The sequence below is a fragment of the Streptomyces sp. NPDC056738 genome (assembly GCF_042790435.1).
GTDB lineage: Bacteria > Actinomycetota > Actinomycetes > Streptomycetales > Streptomycetaceae > Streptomyces.
Genome location: NZ_JBHTZF010000003.1, coordinates 459,620 through 474,780 on the forward strand (window position 1 = coordinate 459,620; position 15,161 = coordinate 474,780).

The window sequence follows — 15,161 nt, forward strand, 5'->3', positions numbered from 1 at the left end:
GGATTGGAAGGCACGACCATGGCGGGACCCGTCCTGGACATGCGCTCGATCGTCAAGACCTTTCCCGGCGTCAAGGCGCTCTCGGACGTCAATCTGACCGTCCGGCAGGGCGAGGTCCACGCCATCTGCGGTGAGAACGGCGCCGGCAAGTCCACCTTGATGAAGGTGCTCTCCGGCGTTCACCCTCACGGCAGTTACGAGGGCGAGATCCTCTTCGAGGGAGAGGTCTGCCGCTTCAAGGACATCCGGGCGAGCGAGCACCACGGCATCGTCATCATCCACCAGGAACTGGCGCTGTCGCCCTACCTCTCCCTCGCGGAGAACATCTTCCTCGGCAACGAGCACGCCAAGCGCGGTTTCATCGACTGGAACCTGACGCTGCGTCACGCCACCGAGCTGCTGCGGCGGGTGGGTCTGAACGACCACCCCGAGACCCGCGTCGCCGACATCGGCGTGGGCAAGCAGCAGCTCGTGGAGATCGCCAAGGCCCTCTCGAAGAAGGTGAAGCTGCTGATCCTCGACGAGCCGACCGCGGCGCTCAACGACGAGGACAGCGAGAAGCTCCTGGACCTGATCCTGGAGCTGAAGAAGCAGGGCATCACCTCGATCATCATCTCCCACAAGCTCAACGAGATCCGCAGGGTCGCCGACTCGGTGACGATCCTGCGGGACGGCCGGACCATCGAGACGCTCGACGTGAAGGCGCCGGAGACGACCGAGGACCGGATCATCAGCGGCATGGTCGGCCGCGACCTGGAACACCGCTTCCCCGAGCGCACCCCGCACCACGCCGAGGCGGGGGCGGCTCCCGCGCTGGAGATCCGCGACTGGACCGTCCACCACCCGATCGACCAGCAGCGCAAGGTCGTCGACGACGTGTCGATCCAGGCGCGGCGCGGGGAGATCGTCGGCATCGCCGGCCTGATGGGCGCAGGCCGCACCGAGCTCGCGATGAGCGTCTTCGGGCGGACCTACGGCCGGCACGCGGGCGGCACGGTCCTCAAGGACGGCGAGGAGATCCGTACGAAGACGGTCGCGGAGGCCGTCGACCACGGCATCGCGTACGTCACCGAGGACCGCAAGCACTACGGCCTCAACCTCATCGACACGATCAACCGCAACATCTCGTTGTCCGCGCTCGGCAAGGTGTCCAGGCGCGGGATCGTCGACGAGCACGCGGAACGCCAGGTCGCCGAGGGCTACCGCACCTCGATGAACATCAAGGCGCCGACCGTCTTCGAGCCGGTGGGCAAGCTGTCCGGCGGCAACCAGCAGAAGGTCGTCCTCAGCAAGTGGATCTTCGCGGGTCCGGACGTGCTCATCCTGGACGAGCCGACCCGCGGCATCGACGTGGGCGCCAAGTTCGAGATCTACACGGTCATCGACAAACTGGCGGCCGAGGGCAAGGCGATCATCTTCATCTCCTCCGAGCTGCCCGAACTGCTCGGCATGTGCGACCGCATCTACACGATGGCCGCTGGGCGGCTGACCGGTGAGTTCTCGCGGGCCGAGGCCACTCAGGAAGTGCTGATGCGTCAGATGACGAAGGACAAAGAGGTAACGCGATGAGCACCGATGTGACCAACATCCCGGCCGAGGCGCCACCGGGCAAGGGCGGGAGCGGCGACGCCGGCGAGAACCTGCTGCGGGTGATGCTCGACGGCCTGCGCCAGAACATGCGCCAGTACGGCATGCTGCTCGCGCTCGGCCTGATCGTCGTCCTCTTCGCGGTCTGGACCGACGGCCAGCTCCTGCTGCCGCGCAACGTCTCCAACCTCGTCCTGCAGAACAGCTACATCCTGATCCTGGCGATCGGCATGATGCTGGTGATCATCGCGGGCCACATCGACCTGTCGGTCGGCTCGCTGACGGCGTTCGTCGGCGCGTTCGCGGCCGTGCTGATGGTGGAACACCGGATGGCGTGGCCACTCGCCCTGCTGCTGTGCCTGGTGGTGGGCGCCGTGGCGGGCTCGGTCCAGGGATTCCTGATCGCCTATCTCGGCATACCCTCCTTCATCGTCACCCTCGCGGGCATGCTGCTCTTCCGCGGTCTGACGGAGATCCTGCTCAAGGGGCAGACCCTCGGCCCGTTCCCGGACGGCCTGCAGAAGGTGGGCAACGGCTTCCTCCCCGAGGTCGGCCCGACCACGAACTACCACAACATCACCCTGCTGCTCGGCCTCGCGGTGATCGCCTTCGTGGTCGTCCAGGAGGTCCGCGACCGCAAGCGCCAGCAGGAGTTCACCCTGGACGTGCTGCCGGCCAAGCTGTTCCTGCTCAAGCTGGTGGCGCTGGTCGCCGCGGTGCTCACCGTCACGATGCTGCTCGCCAGCTACAAGGGCGCGCCGGTCGTGCTGCTGGTCCTCGGCGCGCTGGTCGTCGGCTACGGCTACGTCATGCGCAACGCCGTCTTCGGCCGGCACATCTACGCGATCGGCGGCAACCTCCCGGCGGCGAAGCTGTCGGGCGTGAAGGACAAGAAGGTCACCTTCTACGTCTTCCTGAACATGGGCATGCTCGCGGCCCTGGCGGGTCTGGTGGTAGCCGCCCGCCTGAACGCGGCCTCTCCGAAGGCCGGCCTGAACTTCGAGCTGGAAGCCATCGCCTCGTCGTTCATCGGCGGCGCGTCCATGAGCGGCGGTGTCGGTACCGTCCTCGGCGCGATCATCGGCGGTCTGGTCCTCGGCGTGCTGAACAACGGTATGAACCTCCTCAGTGTCGGCACCGACTGGCAACAGGTCATCAAGGGCCTGGCCCTGCTGGCCGCGGTCGGGTTCGACGTGTGGAACAAGCGCAAGGTCGGTTCGTAAGTCAGCCGGGGCCCCCCCCAGAGGCGGGGCCCCCTCCATTGGGCAGGAGCCGCGAAATGGAAACGAGCAGACGTACGGTCATCGCAGCGGCGGCAGCGGGCTTAACCGCGGCCGGCATCGGCACGGCGCACGCGGCGGGCGAGAAGAAGCCCGTGAGGGAACTGTTCGGCAGGCTCGCCGACGGGACGAAGGTCCACCGGTGGTCGCTGGAGAACGGCGGGACACGGCTCAAGGTCCTGTCCTACGGCGGAATCGTCCAGTCCCTGGAGATCCCCGACCGGCACGGCAGGTACCGCAACGTCGCACTGGGCTTCGGCGACCTCGACTCCTACGTCGCCTCCAGCCCGTACTTCGGCGCCCTGATCGGCCGGTACGGCAACCGCATCGGCAAGGGGCGGTTCACCCTCGACGGCACGACCTACCAGCTCTCCGTCAACGACGGCGTCAACAGCCTGCACGGCGGCGCCAAGGGCTTCGACAAGCGGGTCTGGGACGTGGAGGGCTTCGCCTCCGGCTCCGACGTCGGACTCGTCCTGCACTACACCGGCATCGACGGCGAGATGGGCTACCCCGGCACGCTCCGGGCGAAGGTCATCTACACCCTGACCCGGCACGGCGACTGGCGCATCGACTACGAGGCCACCACGGACAAGGCCACCGTCGTCAACCTCACCAGCCATGTGTACTGGAACCTCGCCGGTGAGGGCAGCGGCTCGATCTACGACCACGAGCTCGAGATCGCCGCCTCCCGCTACACCCCCGTCGACTCGGGCCTGATCCCCACCGGGGAACGCGCGAAGGTCGCCGGCACCCCCTTCGACTTCCGCCGGACCAAGACCGTCGGCCGGGACATCCGGGTGGCCCACCAGCAGCTCCTGTACGGCAAGGGCATCGACCACAACTGGGTCCTCGACAAGGGGATCACGGCGCGGCCCGAGCATGTCGCGACCCTCCGCGACCCGTCCTCCGGCCGCACCCTGACCATCGCGTCGAACGAGCCCGGCCTGCAGTTCTACTCGGGCAACTTCCTGGACGGCACCCTGGTCGGCACCGGCGGCCACATCTACCGCCAGGGCGACGCGCTGTGCCTGGAGACCCAGCACTTCCCGGACTCCCCGAACCAGCCGTCGTTCCCCTCGACGGTGCTGCGGCCCGGGCAGACCTACCGGACCAGCACGGTCCACTCGTTCGGGGTGTGACCGGATTTCTCAGCCGGTTCACAGGATCCGCACGACCTCACGACGATTGAACAGCGCCCCGTCCGTATCCGTATGAGAGGGCGGCCCGTGCTCCCCCGCGCGGGCCACCCAAAGAACGGGGGCCCGTCCTCCCCAACGGGCTCGCCCTATACGGAGGTTCCATGGCCGGCAATGTCACCTCGCTCTTTCGCGGCACCGCGGCGCACAGCCCGTCGATGGCCGCACTGACGCGGGAGGGCGACGGAGCCGGCCCGGTTGACTTCTGCATCCCCTGCAACCCGTACTTCCCCACCCCGGCAATGTTCGACGAACTCGCCGGCCGTCTGCGCGAGATCATCACCTACTACCCGAGCAGCGCCGACACGATCACCAGCGAGCTGTGCTCGCTGCTCCAGCTTCCGCCGCAGTGCGTCGCGATGGGCAACGGCTCGACCGAACTGATCACCTGGATCGATCACCTGCTGGTCCGTGAGTCCCTCGCGATCCCCGTCCCCACGTTCGGCCGCTGGACCGACCAGCCGATGGAGACCGGCAAGCGGGTCGACATGTTCCCGCTCCAGGAGTCCAACGGCTTCGCGCTCGACCTGGCCGCCTACGCCAAGTTCATCCGCTCGCGCGGCACCAAGGTCGCCGTCATCTGCAACCCGAACAACCCCGACGGCGGTTTCCTGCCGCGCCAGTCGGTCATCCAGTTCATGGACGCGATGGCCGACCTGGACCTGGTCGTCATCGACGAGTCCTTCCTGGAGTTCGCCGACGCCGAGTCGGAGCCCAGCGTGGTGGAGGACGCGGTCATGAGACCCAACGTCATCGTGCTGCGCAGCCTCGGCAAGAACTTCGGCCTGCACGGCATCCGCTTCGGCTACATGGTCGCCAACCCCTCGCTCGCCGGCAAGGTCCGCTCCATGCTGCCGAAGTGGAACCTCAACTCCTTCGCGGAGACCGTGGTGTTCATGCTCAAGAACCACGGCAAGGAGTACATGGAGAGCCTGCACATGGTCCGCCGCGACCGGCTCGACATGGCCCGCCAGCTCTCCGCGCTGCCCGGCCTGACGATCTACCCCTCGCAGGGCAACTTCCTGTTCGTCCGTCTTCCCGTCGGCGCCGAGGGCACCGTGGTGCGGGACCGGCTGCTCACCGAGCACCGCATCCTGGTCCGCGAGTGCGGCAACAAGGTCGGTTCCTCCAGCCGGTTCCTGAGACTCGTCGTACGTCCTCAGACGGATGTGCGCCGCCTGGTGGCCGGTCTGGAGCAGGTGCTCTACGGGGCCAGGAAGGAAGCCGCCGTACCCGAGCTGAGCAACGGGACCGGCTACGGCTCGGGTACGGCCATGGTCGACCGTCTCGTCGGCTCGACCAACGGGGCGGGCATGCAGGGGCTGGCCGCGCAGGCCAACGCGTGGCCCGGACAGCCCGCCCCGGCGCCCCAGCCGGTGGCCGCCGCCGCCCCGCAGCCCGTCCTGCCGGCCGCCCCGCAGCCGCGGCCCGCCGCCGCGTCGCCCTACCCGGCCCAGCAGCCCGCCGCCGCCCCCGTCTATCCGGCCCCGCAGCAGCCCGCGGCGGCCCAGTACCCCGCCCCGGGGCCGTCCAACTGGCCGGCCGCGGCCCAGGGCCCGGGCGCGATGCCGGCCCAGATGCCGCCCGCCGCCATGCAGGCCCCGTCGCCCGCCCTCCAGCCCGCCGGCCAGACTGGGATGCCCGGCATGGCGGGGGCCGCCTCCATGGGCGCTCAGGGCGGTCTGACGGCGGCCCAGGTCCGCGGCAGGACGCAGCCGGAACCACCCCCACCCCAGTCGCCGAGCAACGGCAGCGGCTGGGGCGCCGTGGGCGCCATGCTGTACAACCAGGCCGGTTAGGCCACTCGTACCGCCGCGCGCCTACCCCGCGCGGCCGGCCTCCCCACAGGCCGGGCGGGACCCCCGCGGAATCGGCCTCCCCACGGGCCGGCCGCGGGGATCCGCCCACGACCCGAAGCCCGATCTCCAGGCGCCCGGTGCCGGTGGCGCACCGCGGCGGACCGGCAGCGTGTCCGACAAGGAGCTTGACGGGCGGTCACTTTGCGGAACGCACAGCCCTCCGACAGCATCCCTCCCTACGGTGCCGTGTCCATGACAGACACCCCCACGAACGACACGTCAGCGGCCCCCGTCGGGCGCCGCACCGTACTGATCGCCGCGGGCGCCTCGGCCGCGGCCCTCGCCGTGGCCGCCGCGGCACCCGTCGCCCCCACCGTCACCCCCGCCCCGGTCACGGACCCGGCGGACGCGGCTCCCGCGGCGGCGGCCGTCTGCACCCTCACCAAGGAGATGACCGAAGGCCCCTACTACCTCGACGGCCAGCTCGTCCGCTCCGACGTCACCGAAGGCAAGGCGGGCGCCCCCCTCAAGCTGGTCCTGACCGTCGTCGACGACTCCACCTGCGCACCGATCGGCAACGCCCTCGTGGAGATCTGGCACTGCGACGCACTCGGCGAGTACTCCGGCTTCGTCGGCAACAACGGCCACAGCGAGCCGGACGACGGCACGTTCCTGCGCGGCGGCGTCCTGACGAACGCCTCCGGCGTCGCGAACATCACCAGCGTCTACCCCGGCTGGTACCGCGGCCGCTGCGTGCACATCCACGTCAAGGTGCACACCGGCGTCACCCTCACCTCCGACGGCTCCTTCACCGGCGGCAGGGAACTCCACACCGGTCAGCTCTTCTTCGACGAGAAGATCACCACGGCGATGGCCAAGGTGTCCCCGTACTCCACCAACAAGGTCACCCGCACCACCCTCGCCCAGGACTCCGTCTACGACGACGGGGGCGCCGCCTCCGGCCTCCTGACCCTGACGGCCCTCGGCAGCACCACCTCCGCCGGCTACACCGGCACGCTGACGCTCGGCGTCGAGACGAGCTGACCCGTACCCTCCCCCCACGGAGAGGCCGGGGGCGGTCCGCGAAACCGCGGGCCGCCCCCGGCCACGGCCATACCGGGTAATCCCCTCGCGCCGGGATCGTCATACGACCATCGAATGACCTGCTCCTGTGGACAATGGCCGCACCTCCCCGGCTCCCGGCCCCCCACCGGAGGGCGGGGAACCCCCGTCGCCGTCCCCCGGGAGTACCCGCATGGTGTTGAGCAGACGTACCTTCAGCGCACTCGCCGGCACCGCCGCCCTCGGCCTCTCACTGAGCGGCAGCGGGAGCGACGAGGCGTGCGCGGCCGGAAGGACGCCCCTCGCACCCACCGGACCCGCGCCCGCGCCGCCCTCGGCCGACGGCAGGAGACACACGGTCGGCTTCGACCGCTACTCGATGCTGATCGACGGCAGGCGCCTGGTCATCTGGTCGGGCGAGTTCCACCCCTTCCGGCTGCCCAGCCCGTCCCTGTGGCGGGACGTCCTGCAGAAGATGCGCGCCCACGGCTACAACGCGGTCAGCATCTACGTCGCGTGGAACTACCACTCCCCCGCGCCCGGGAAGCACGACTTCACCGGGGTCCGCGACCTCGACCTGTTCCTGCGCACCGCCGCCGAGACCGGGCTGTACGTCATCCTGCGCCCCGGCCCGTACATCAACGCCGAGGTCGACGCGGGCGGTTTCCCCGGCTGGCTGACGGCCACCCCCGGCGTCGCCCGCACCTCCGACCCCACCTATCTGGGGCACGTCGACGCCTGGCTGACCGCCGTCGACCGCATCGCCGCCCGCCACCTCCACACCGACGGCGGCGGCACGATCATCCTGTACCAGCTCGAGAACGAGTACGACAACCATGTGACCGAGCCCGCGGGCCGCGACTACATGGCCCACCTGTACGCCAAGGTGCGGGCCGACGGCATCGACGTCCCCCTCTTCCACAACGACAAGGGCAGGAACGGCCACTGGGCCCCCGGCACCTTCGGCACGGGCGGCGAACGCGGGCGTTACCTGTACGGCTTCGACGGCTACCCCTCCCCCTTCAAGACCCCGCCGGACTGGGGACACTTCGGCCCCGGCGGTACGACAGGCGGCTCGACCGCCAGCCCGGACACCCCCGGCTTCATCCCGGAGTTCGGCGGCGGCTGGTTCGACCCGTGGGGCGGCGCCGAGTTCGACGGCCGCGGATACGCCGAGTCCCGCCGCACCCGCGACGCGGCCTACGAACGGCGCTTCTACCTCACCAACCTCGCCAACGGCATCACGCTCCACAACGTCTACATGACCTTCGGCGGCACCTCCTGGGGCTGGCTGCCCGCGCCGATCGTCTACACGTCGTACGACTACGGGGCCGCCATCGACGAGGCGCGGCAGCCGACCGACAAGCTCGTCCCGATGCACCAGATCGGCCGGCTGCTGCAGTCGGTGCCCGATCTGGCGAAGCTCGACCGCGCCGAACCGCTCCCCGGCGACGACATGGGGGCGGGCCCCGGCATCAAGGCCTACCACCTGGTCAATCCGGACACGAAGGCCCGCTTCCACGTGCTGCGGAACGACTCCTCCAGCGACGCCGTCGCCACCGTGGCGCTCCCCGGAGCGAGTGTCGAGGTGCCGGTGCCCGGCCTCGACGCCCGGCTGCTCGCCGCCGGGATCGCCCTGGGGCGGCGGAAGCTGAGCTGGTCCACCGCCCAGCCGATGCTGTGGCTGGCCGCGGGACGGCAGGACATCGCCGTGTTCACGGGCCGGGCGGGCGAGTCCACACGCACCTGCCTGGAGGCCTCGGGCGAGCCGAAGGTCACCGTGCTGGACGGGGACGCCCGGTACCGCTACGAGGACGGGGTCCTGCGGATCGACGCCGTGCTCGACGGCCTCACCCGGGTCCGGGTGGAGGGCGGCGGGGTGAAGGCCCCGCTCCTGCTGCTGCTCGCCGACGACGAGAGCTCCCGCCTGCTGTGGCGCCACGACACCCCGTCGGGTCCGGTGCTGGTGCGCGGCCCGGCGCTGCTGCGCACGGCCGTCCTGCGCGGTACGGCCGCGCGTCTCACCGGAGACACGACGAAGACGGCGGACCTGGAGGTGTGGGGGCCGCGCGGGGTGACCGAACTCGTCTGGAACGAGCGGCCGTTGAAGGCCCACGCCACCTCCTCCGGAAGTCTGCTGGCCGAGCGGGCGCTGGCCGGACCGGGCCGGGTGCGGCTGCCCGCGCTCACCGGCTGGCGCCGGGCCGAGGAGAACCCCGAGGCGGCGCCCGGTCACGACGACACGGCGTGGCGGCGGGCGGACCGGACGGCCTCGTCCAGCGTCACCCCGGTACCCGCCGGGCAGCCCGTGCTGTTCGCCGACGACTACGGCTTCCACTACGGAGACGTCTGGTACCGGGGGCACTTCACGGACGCGGGCGACGCGGACTCCGTCTCCCTGTCGTATGTCGCCGGTACCCAGGGGCTGTTGATGGCCTGGCTGGACGGTGAACCGCTCGGCACGCACCGGATGCCGGTGCCGGACAAGAAGACCGTGCGCAAGGGGACCTGGGCGGCCACCGCCACCTTCCCCGTGCGGCCGAAGGAGCGGCGTTCCCATGTGCTGTCCGTCCTGGTCCGGCGGATGCAGCACGACGAGGACGGCCGGGCCGACGACACGCACAAGGCGGCCCGGGGCCTGACGGCCGTCACCTTCACCGGGGCCTCCCCCGCGGTCCGCTGGCGCATCCAGGGCGAGGCGGCCCCCGACCCGGTGCGCGGGCCGCTCAACACCGGAGGTCTGCACGGGGAGCGGCACGGCTGGCATCTGCCGGGTTTCGCCGACGGCGGCTGGAAGGCCGCCGGCTTCCCGCGCGCCGAGCGGCGCCAGGGCGTCACCTGGTACCGCACCAGCTTCCGGCTCGGCGTGGACAGCGGGGTGGACGCGTCGATCGGGCTCACCCTCACGGACGATCCGGGCCGCGCCTATCGCGTCCAGATCTTCCTGAACGGCTGGAACATGGGCCAGTACATCAACGACGTGGGCCCGCAGCACACGTTCGTCCTCCCCAACGGGGTGCTGCGCACCCGGGGGCACAACACGCTGGCCCTCGCGGTGCTGTCCGACGGGACCACGCCCGCGGGACCCGGCCGGGTCGAACTGACCCTGCTGGGCAGCGCGGCCGGAGGAGTGCCGGTGACACCGGTCGCCTCCCCCGGCCCCGGGAGCGCGTGAGGAAACCCGGCAGCGCGGGGCGAAGGAGCCTCAGGCGAGCCTGATCATGTTCCAGGACAGCGGCTCCAGGACGGCGCTGAGCGTGCCGTCTTGGAGCGTGGTCCCCTCGACCTGGTGGGGAGTGACCCGCTCCGGGTCGTGGAGGCTGTTGACGGCGTCCGGATCGGCGTCGGAGAGCGCGCTGTGCTCGACGACGGTGGTCAGCCCCGTCCGCGCCAGGGCGACCTCCAGCGGCAGCGGCTCGGTCCGGCCGCGGTTGACGGCGAAGACGGTGACCGAGCCGTCCTCGGCGCGTACCGCGGTGGCGTGCAGCAGGTCCACCTCGCCGTACTTGCGGGTCTCGTACGTCGGCGAGTCCACCCGGACGTCGAGGACCCGGCCGCGCCCGTGGGCCGAGGCCTGCGCGAAGGGGTGGAACGTCGTCTGCCGCCAGGCCGGGCCGCCCGGTTCGGTCATGATCGGCGCGATGACGTTGACGAGCTGGGCGAGGCAGGCGACCGCCACCCGGTCCGCGTGCCGCAGCAGCGCCACGAGCAGCGAGCCGAGGACGACCGCGTCGGTGACGGTGTAGACGTCCTCCAGCAGGCGCGGGGCCTCCTGCCAGTCCTCGGCCGGGTGCAGGTCGGTCCGGCTCTGGTACCAGACGTTCCACTCGTCGAAGGACAGGTTGATCTTCTTCTCGGACTTCAGCCGGGCGCCCACGTGGTCGCAGGTCGCGATCACGTTCTCGATGAACGACTCGGTGTCGACGGCGGAGGCGAGGAAGGAGTCCCGGTCGCCGTCGGTCTCCTCGTAGTAGGCGTGCAGGGAGATGTGGTCGACGAGGTCGTACGTCTCGGCGAGGACCGCCGCCTCCCACGCGGCGAAGGTGGGCATGCCCTGGCCGGACGAGCCGCAGGCGACGAGTTCGATGCCGGGCTCGATCTGCCGCATCGCGCGGGCCGTCTCGGCGGCGAGCCGGCCGTATTCCTCCGCGGTCTTGTGGCCGGTCTGCCAGGGGCCGTCCATCTCGTTGCCGAGGCACCAGAGCCGGACGCCGAAGGGATCCTTGTCGCCGTGGGCGATCCGCAGGTCGGAACGGGCGGTCCCCGAGGGGTGGTTGGCGTACTCCTGGAGTGCCAGGGCCTCGGCGACCCCGCGGGTGCCGAGGTTGACGGCCATCATCGGCTCGGCCCGCGGGCCGATCTTGCGTACGAAGCCGATGAACTCGCTGAGCCCGAAGCGGTTGGTCTCGGTGGAGCGCCAGGCGAGGTCCAGCCGGCGGGGCCGCTCCTCGGCGGGGCCCACCGAGTCCTCCCACTCGTAGCCGGAGACGAAGTTGCCGCCGGGGTAGCGGACGGCCGTGACGCCGAGCTCGCGGACGAGTTCCAGCACGTCGGTGCGCAGGCCGTCGGCGTCGGCCGCCGGATGGTCCGGTTCGAAGACCCCGGTGTAGACGCAGCGGCCGAGGTGCTCGACGAAGGAACCGAAGAGACGGGGGTCGACCTCGCCGACGGTGAAGGCGGGGTCGAGGACGAAGCGGGCAGGGCGCATGGTGTCCTTTCGGGGCGCCTGTTCGACATGCCGGAGAACGATCGCGACTTCGGACAGGACCGTAGGAAGGAAGCGCTTACCCGTCAATGGTGCGCGCACGGAGCGCCGGCCGGGACGCGACGACGCGCGTCCTCGCCCGGTCGGCTGCCGACCGGGCGACTATCCGGCGAACTCCGGCTGCGGAAGGCCCTTGCCGGCGCCCGGGACGACCAGCAGGGAGCCGGACATCGGGTGCGGTGCGTCGAGGCCCGTACGCGCGGTGGTGATGTACAGGTCGGTGAGGTCGGCGCCGCCGAACGCGCAGGCGGTGGGGCGCCGGACGGGCAGTTCGAGCACCCGGTCCAGCGTGCCGTCCGGCGTGTAGCGGCGGACCGCGCCGCCGTCCCAGAGGGCCACCCAGACGCAGCCCTCGGCGTCCACCGTCAGACCGTCGGGGAAGCCGTCCTCCACGGTGACGAACGGACGCCTGCCGACGGGCAGTCCGTCGTCCCCGGTGTCGAACACGTCGACGCGGCGGGTCGGCGAGTCGACGTAGTAGACACGGCGGCCGTCGGGACTCCAGCCCGTGCCGTTGCTGACGCTCACGTCGTCGAGGATCGGGCGGACCGTGCCGTCGGGGGCGATCCGTGACAGCGTGCCCCCGCCGGGCGCCTCGTCGTAGCGCATGGTGCCGCACCACAGCGAGCCGTCGGGCGCGACCGCGGCGTCGTTGGCGCGCCGGCCGGGCACCGGCTCCCGGTGCAGCCAGCGGAACGAGTCGCCGTCGGGCCCGTAGAGGCCCACGCCGTCGCGGAGGTTGACGACCAGGCCGCCGCCCGCGCGGGGCTTGGCCGCGCCCACGTGCTGCTCGGTGGCCAGCACCGTGCGGCGGCCGGAGGCGGGGTCGTAGGTGTGGATGCGGGAGCCGAGGATGTCGACCCAGACGAGCCGCCCCGCCCGGGCGTCCCAGGTCGGGCCCTCGCCGAGCGCCGCGTGCGCGCGGACCGCGACCTCTACGGCGGTCACCGCGCGTTCCGGTGGCCGAGCCGCTCGGACAGCTCCTCGGCACCCTTGACCGCGAGCTGCTCCAGCTCGGCGCGGCGCTCGTCGCTCCAGCGGATCATCGGTACGGAGATGGAGAGGGCGGCGACGACGTGTCCCGCCCGGTCGCGCACGGGGGCGGCCACACAGCTCACGTCCGGGTTGGACTCACGGCTCTCGACGGCGATCCCGCGCCGGCGGATCTCGGCGAGGGCCTCGCGCAGGGCGCCCGGCTCGGTGATGCTGTTCGGGGTCATGGCCACGAGGTCGGCGTCGTCCGGGACGCGTGAGGTGAGCTCGGGCTCGGAGAGGGAGGCCAGGAGCATCTTGCCGACGGAGGTGCAGTGCGCGGGAAGGCGGCGGCCGGCGGCCGAGACCATGCGCACGGCGTGCGTGGAGTCGACCTTCGCGATGTAGATGACGTCGGTGCCTTCGAGGATGGCGACGTGTACGGTCTCGTCGCAGGTCTCGGCGACGGAACGGGCGACCTGCTGCCCCTCGGCCGCGAGGTCGAGCTGCTCGGCGTAGCGGCTGCCGAGCTGGTACGGGCGCACGCCGAGCCGGTAGCGTCCCGGCTGGCCGGGCACCTGCACGATGTACGACCGGGCGGCGAGCGTGGTCACGAGCTCGTGCACGGTGGTGCGCGGAAGCTGGAGCCTGCGCACGATGTCGGGGGCGGAGAGCGTCCCGTCCCCGTCGAGAAAGAGCTCCAGTATGTCCAGAGCCCGGGTCACGGCAGGTACGAGGCGTCCCACAGCGGGCCCCTCCCTTTTGTTCGAAATTTCAACAGACGATCGGGATGACGAACACAGGCTAGTCATTCGCCCGGGGGCGGGGCAATGGTTTGCGGGGGCCGGGTGCGCGACCATGGAGCCCATGCCGGCCAGACGCCCCGCCACGCCCTTCACCCCGCTCGACTTCCAGCTCGTCCTGCTGCGCCGCATGGCCGACCACAACCCCGGCCCGGTCGAGGACGCCCGTCACGAGCTGGGTGTGTCGGTCGCGGACATGCGCGAGGCCAACCGGCGCTGGCAGGCGATGCTGCGCACCCCGAGGGCCCGCTCCGCCGCCTCGCGCTACCGCTCGGTCCTCGGCGCTCCCGAGTCGGCGTCCGAGCGCCGGATCGGCGATCTGACCTGCGAGGCCCTGCGGTGGCCGGTGCCGTTGTGGCCCGCTCTGCGCTTCGAGGTCCTGCTCGCCCCGGACGGCGTCGTCTGGAACGAATGGCTGGTACGGGCCCCGGGCGCCCCCGCTCCCGCGCTGGAGACCCTGGCGGATCTGACTCCCTGGAGCTGCACGGTCGACGAGGTGGCCCGCGCCTTCGCCCCCGCCCGGCCGCTGGAGGGCACGGCCCCGACCCGCTGGGGTCTGGCGTTCACGGCGCCCGACGCGTCGGGCGTGCCGCACGCGTGCGCGGCGGAGTTCACCTGGGGGCTGCTGCAACGGGTGGGCGTCAAGGGACCCGTACCGGATCACCCCGGGGCTCCCGGTCGATAGGGGCCCCGGGAACCCTGCCGGTGGTATGGGAAGTCTCAGCGGGCGGCGGCCTCGACGATCCGGTCCACGACGACGGGCAGCGACCCGGGGTGCAGCCACAGGAAGAGGTTCGGCTCGACGAGTTCCAGCTCCATCAGCCGGGGCTCGCCGTCCTCGCCGTCGACGAGGTCGACACGGGCGTAGAGCACCCGGTCCGCTCCTCCCGGTATGGCGGCCAACGCCTGCTCGGCGACGGCCAGTTCGGCCGCGGTCGGCTCCCAGGCCTCCAGGCGCGGGTGGGGCGTCTTGTCCGCGTCGTAGGGCGTCCCCGGCTCCAGGACGGCTCCCTTGCGGCTCGCGTGCAGAAGCCGTCCGCCGAAGAACTGGAGGGCACGCTCGCCCCGGACGTCGATGCCGGTCAGGTAGGGCTGGACCATGGCGGTCAGCCCCTCGGCGTGCATCCGGGTGAGCTGCGCGAGGGCCGTCTCCCGCTCCTTCGGCGTGTACCGGGCGGCGTAGCGCGCCCCCGCCCCCGCCGTGGGCTTCACGACGAACTCGTGCTCGCCGGGCAGGTCGACGGGGTCACCGGGCGCGAGATAGCGGGTCGGCACGACCGGCACCCCCGCGTCCGCCAGGTCACCGAGGTACCGCTTGTCCGTGTTCCACCGCACGACCCGCGCCGGATTCATCAGCCGGGTGAGCCCCGCGCACCGCTCGGCCCACGCCACGAACTCGGCCACGCGCCGGCTGTAGTCCCAGGTCGACCGGATCAGCGCCAGGTCGAACCGCGCCCAGTCGACCGCGGGATCGTCCCAGTGCACGATCTCCGCCACCGCCCCGGCGTCCTCCAGCGCTCCCCTCAGCACGGGCAGGTCCCGGTCCGCGCCGGGCTCCTCGCCCGGGTCGTAGGTGACGAGCGCGATACGGGCCACGACGGACTCCATCCTCGTACGGCACCGGCACGACACCGGCGCACGACCTCGGCCGCACCCCATCGGTACGCCGCCCCCGGACAACCCCGCCGCAGGGT

The 15,161-nt window shown here is 71.4% G+C and carries 11 protein-coding genes; 7 read left to right on the top strand and 4 right to left on the bottom strand.

The genetic code is table 11. From position 1 onward, the window contains the following. Nucleotides 1-18: 18 nt before the first annotated feature. The 6 genes from mmsA (at nucleotide 19) to ACFRIC_RS09700 (ending at nucleotide 10,102) form a co-directional block, all read left to right on the top strand. On the top strand, nucleotides 19-1,569 hold the full coding sequence (gene mmsA, locus ACFRIC_RS09675) for a multiple monosaccharide ABC transporter ATP-binding protein (RefSeq protein ID WP_382782030.1): 1,551 nt from the start codon (nucleotides 19-21) through the stop codon (nucleotides 1,567-1,569). Continuing rightward, nucleotides 1,566-2,810 (top strand): multiple monosaccharide ABC transporter permease, encoded by a 1,245-nt coding sequence (mmsB, locus tag ACFRIC_RS09680; RefSeq protein WP_382782033.1) that lies wholly within the window; start codon nucleotides 1,566-1,568, stop codon nucleotides 2,808-2,810. The genes mmsA and mmsB overlap by 4 nt, the downstream gene beginning before the upstream one ends. A gap of 56 nt (nucleotides 2,811-2,866) precedes the next feature. Next, a complete protein-coding gene (locus tag ACFRIC_RS09685) occupies nucleotides 2,867-4,009 on the top strand; it encodes an aldose epimerase family protein (protein WP_382782036.1) in 1,143 nt (380 codons plus the stop codon). A 161-nt stretch (nucleotides 4,010-4,170) separates the two neighbouring features. Next, complete coding sequence (locus ACFRIC_RS09690) at nucleotides 4,171-5,865, top strand: pyridoxal phosphate-dependent aminotransferase (RefSeq protein ID WP_382782039.1); 1,695 nt, start codon at nucleotides 4,171-4,173, stop codon at nucleotides 5,863-5,865. A 252-nt stretch (nucleotides 5,866-6,117) separates the two neighbouring features. Further along, nucleotides 6,118-6,909 carry an intradiol ring-cleavage dioxygenase gene (locus tag ACFRIC_RS09695; protein WP_382782042.1) on the top strand — a complete coding sequence of 264 codons (792 nt, stop codon included), beginning with the start codon at nucleotides 6,118-6,120 and terminating at the stop codon, nucleotides 6,907-6,909. 211 nt (nucleotides 6,910-7,120) lie between these two features. Beyond that, nucleotides 7,121-10,102: a beta-galactosidase gene (locus ACFRIC_RS09700; protein WP_382782045.1), complete on the top strand. Its 2,982-nt coding sequence runs from the start codon at nucleotides 7,121-7,123 to the stop codon at nucleotides 10,100-10,102. Between the two features lie 30 nt (nucleotides 10,103-10,132). Here the strand turns inward: ACFRIC_RS09700 and ACFRIC_RS09705 are convergent, their stop codons facing one another. The 3 genes from ACFRIC_RS09705 to ACFRIC_RS09715 all read right to left on the bottom strand — a co-directional run bounded on the left by ACFRIC_RS09705 (nucleotide 10,133) and on the right by ACFRIC_RS09715 (nucleotide 13,410). Continuing rightward, the gene (locus ACFRIC_RS09705; RefSeq protein ID WP_382782047.1) at nucleotides 10,133-11,635 is read right to left on the bottom strand and encodes an alpha-N-arabinofuranosidase; all 1,503 of its coding nucleotides are present in this window, start codon (nucleotides 11,633-11,635) and stop codon (nucleotides 10,133-10,135) included. 159 nt (nucleotides 11,636-11,794) lie between these two features. Further along, a complete protein-coding gene (locus ACFRIC_RS09710) occupies nucleotides 11,795-12,640 on the bottom strand; it encodes an SMP-30/gluconolactonase/LRE family protein (protein WP_382782050.1) in 846 nt (281 codons plus the stop codon). Further along, nucleotides 12,637-13,410 (bottom strand): IclR family transcriptional regulator, encoded by a 774-nt coding sequence (locus ACFRIC_RS09715; protein WP_355775284.1) that lies wholly within the window; start codon nucleotides 13,408-13,410, stop codon nucleotides 12,637-12,639. The genes ACFRIC_RS09710 and ACFRIC_RS09715 overlap by 4 nt, the downstream gene beginning before the upstream one ends. Nucleotides 13,411-13,522: 112 nt before the next feature. Here ACFRIC_RS09715 and ACFRIC_RS09720 point away from each other — a divergent pair, with 112 nt between their 5' ends. Next, nucleotides 13,523-14,152, top strand: coding sequence for a hypothetical protein (locus tag ACFRIC_RS09720; protein ID WP_382782054.1), 630 nt, complete (start codon nucleotides 13,523-13,525; stop codon nucleotides 14,150-14,152). Nucleotides 14,153-14,187: 35 nt separating this feature from the next. Here ACFRIC_RS09720 and ACFRIC_RS09725 read toward each other — a convergent pair whose 3' ends face one another. After that, the gene (locus ACFRIC_RS09725) at nucleotides 14,188-15,075 is read right to left on the bottom strand and encodes a RimK family alpha-L-glutamate ligase (protein WP_382782058.1); all 888 of its coding nucleotides are present in this window, start codon (nucleotides 15,073-15,075) and stop codon (nucleotides 14,188-14,190) included. Nucleotides 15,076-15,161: the final 86 nt, after the last annotated feature.

What these genes read in the sequence shown, in the direction of transcription:
- ACFRIC_RS09690 (WP_382782039.1), top strand. Translation starts at nt 4,171, where the DNA reads ATGGCCGGCAATGTCACCTCGCTCTTTCGCGGCACCGCGGCGCACAGC.
- ACFRIC_RS09725 (WP_382782058.1), bottom strand. Translation starts at nt 15,075, where the DNA reads ATGGAGTCCGTCGTGGCCCGTATCGCGCTCGTCACCTACGACCCGGGC.
- mmsA (WP_382782030.1), top strand. Translation starts at nt 19, where the DNA reads ATGGCGGGACCCGTCCTGGACATGCGCTCGATCGTCAAGACCTTTCCC.
- ACFRIC_RS09695 (WP_382782042.1), top strand. Translation starts at nt 6,118, where the DNA reads ATGACAGACACCCCCACGAACGACACGTCAGCGGCCCCCGTCGGGCGC.
- mmsB (WP_382782033.1), top strand. Translation starts at nt 1,566, where the DNA reads ATGAGCACCGATGTGACCAACATCCCGGCCGAGGCGCCACCGGGCAAG.
- ACFRIC_RS09720 (WP_382782054.1), top strand. Translation starts at nt 13,523, where the DNA reads ATGGAGCCCATGCCGGCCAGACGCCCCGCCACGCCCTTCACCCCGCTC.
- ACFRIC_RS09685 (WP_382782036.1), top strand. Translation starts at nt 2,867, where the DNA reads ATGGAAACGAGCAGACGTACGGTCATCGCAGCGGCGGCAGCGGGCTTA.
- ACFRIC_RS09700 (WP_382782045.1), top strand. Translation starts at nt 7,121, where the DNA reads ATGGTGTTGAGCAGACGTACCTTCAGCGCACTCGCCGGCACCGCCGCC.
- ACFRIC_RS09705 (WP_382782047.1), bottom strand. Translation starts at nt 11,635, where the DNA reads ATGCGCCCTGCCCGCTTCGTCCTCGACCCCGCCTTCACCGTCGGCGAG.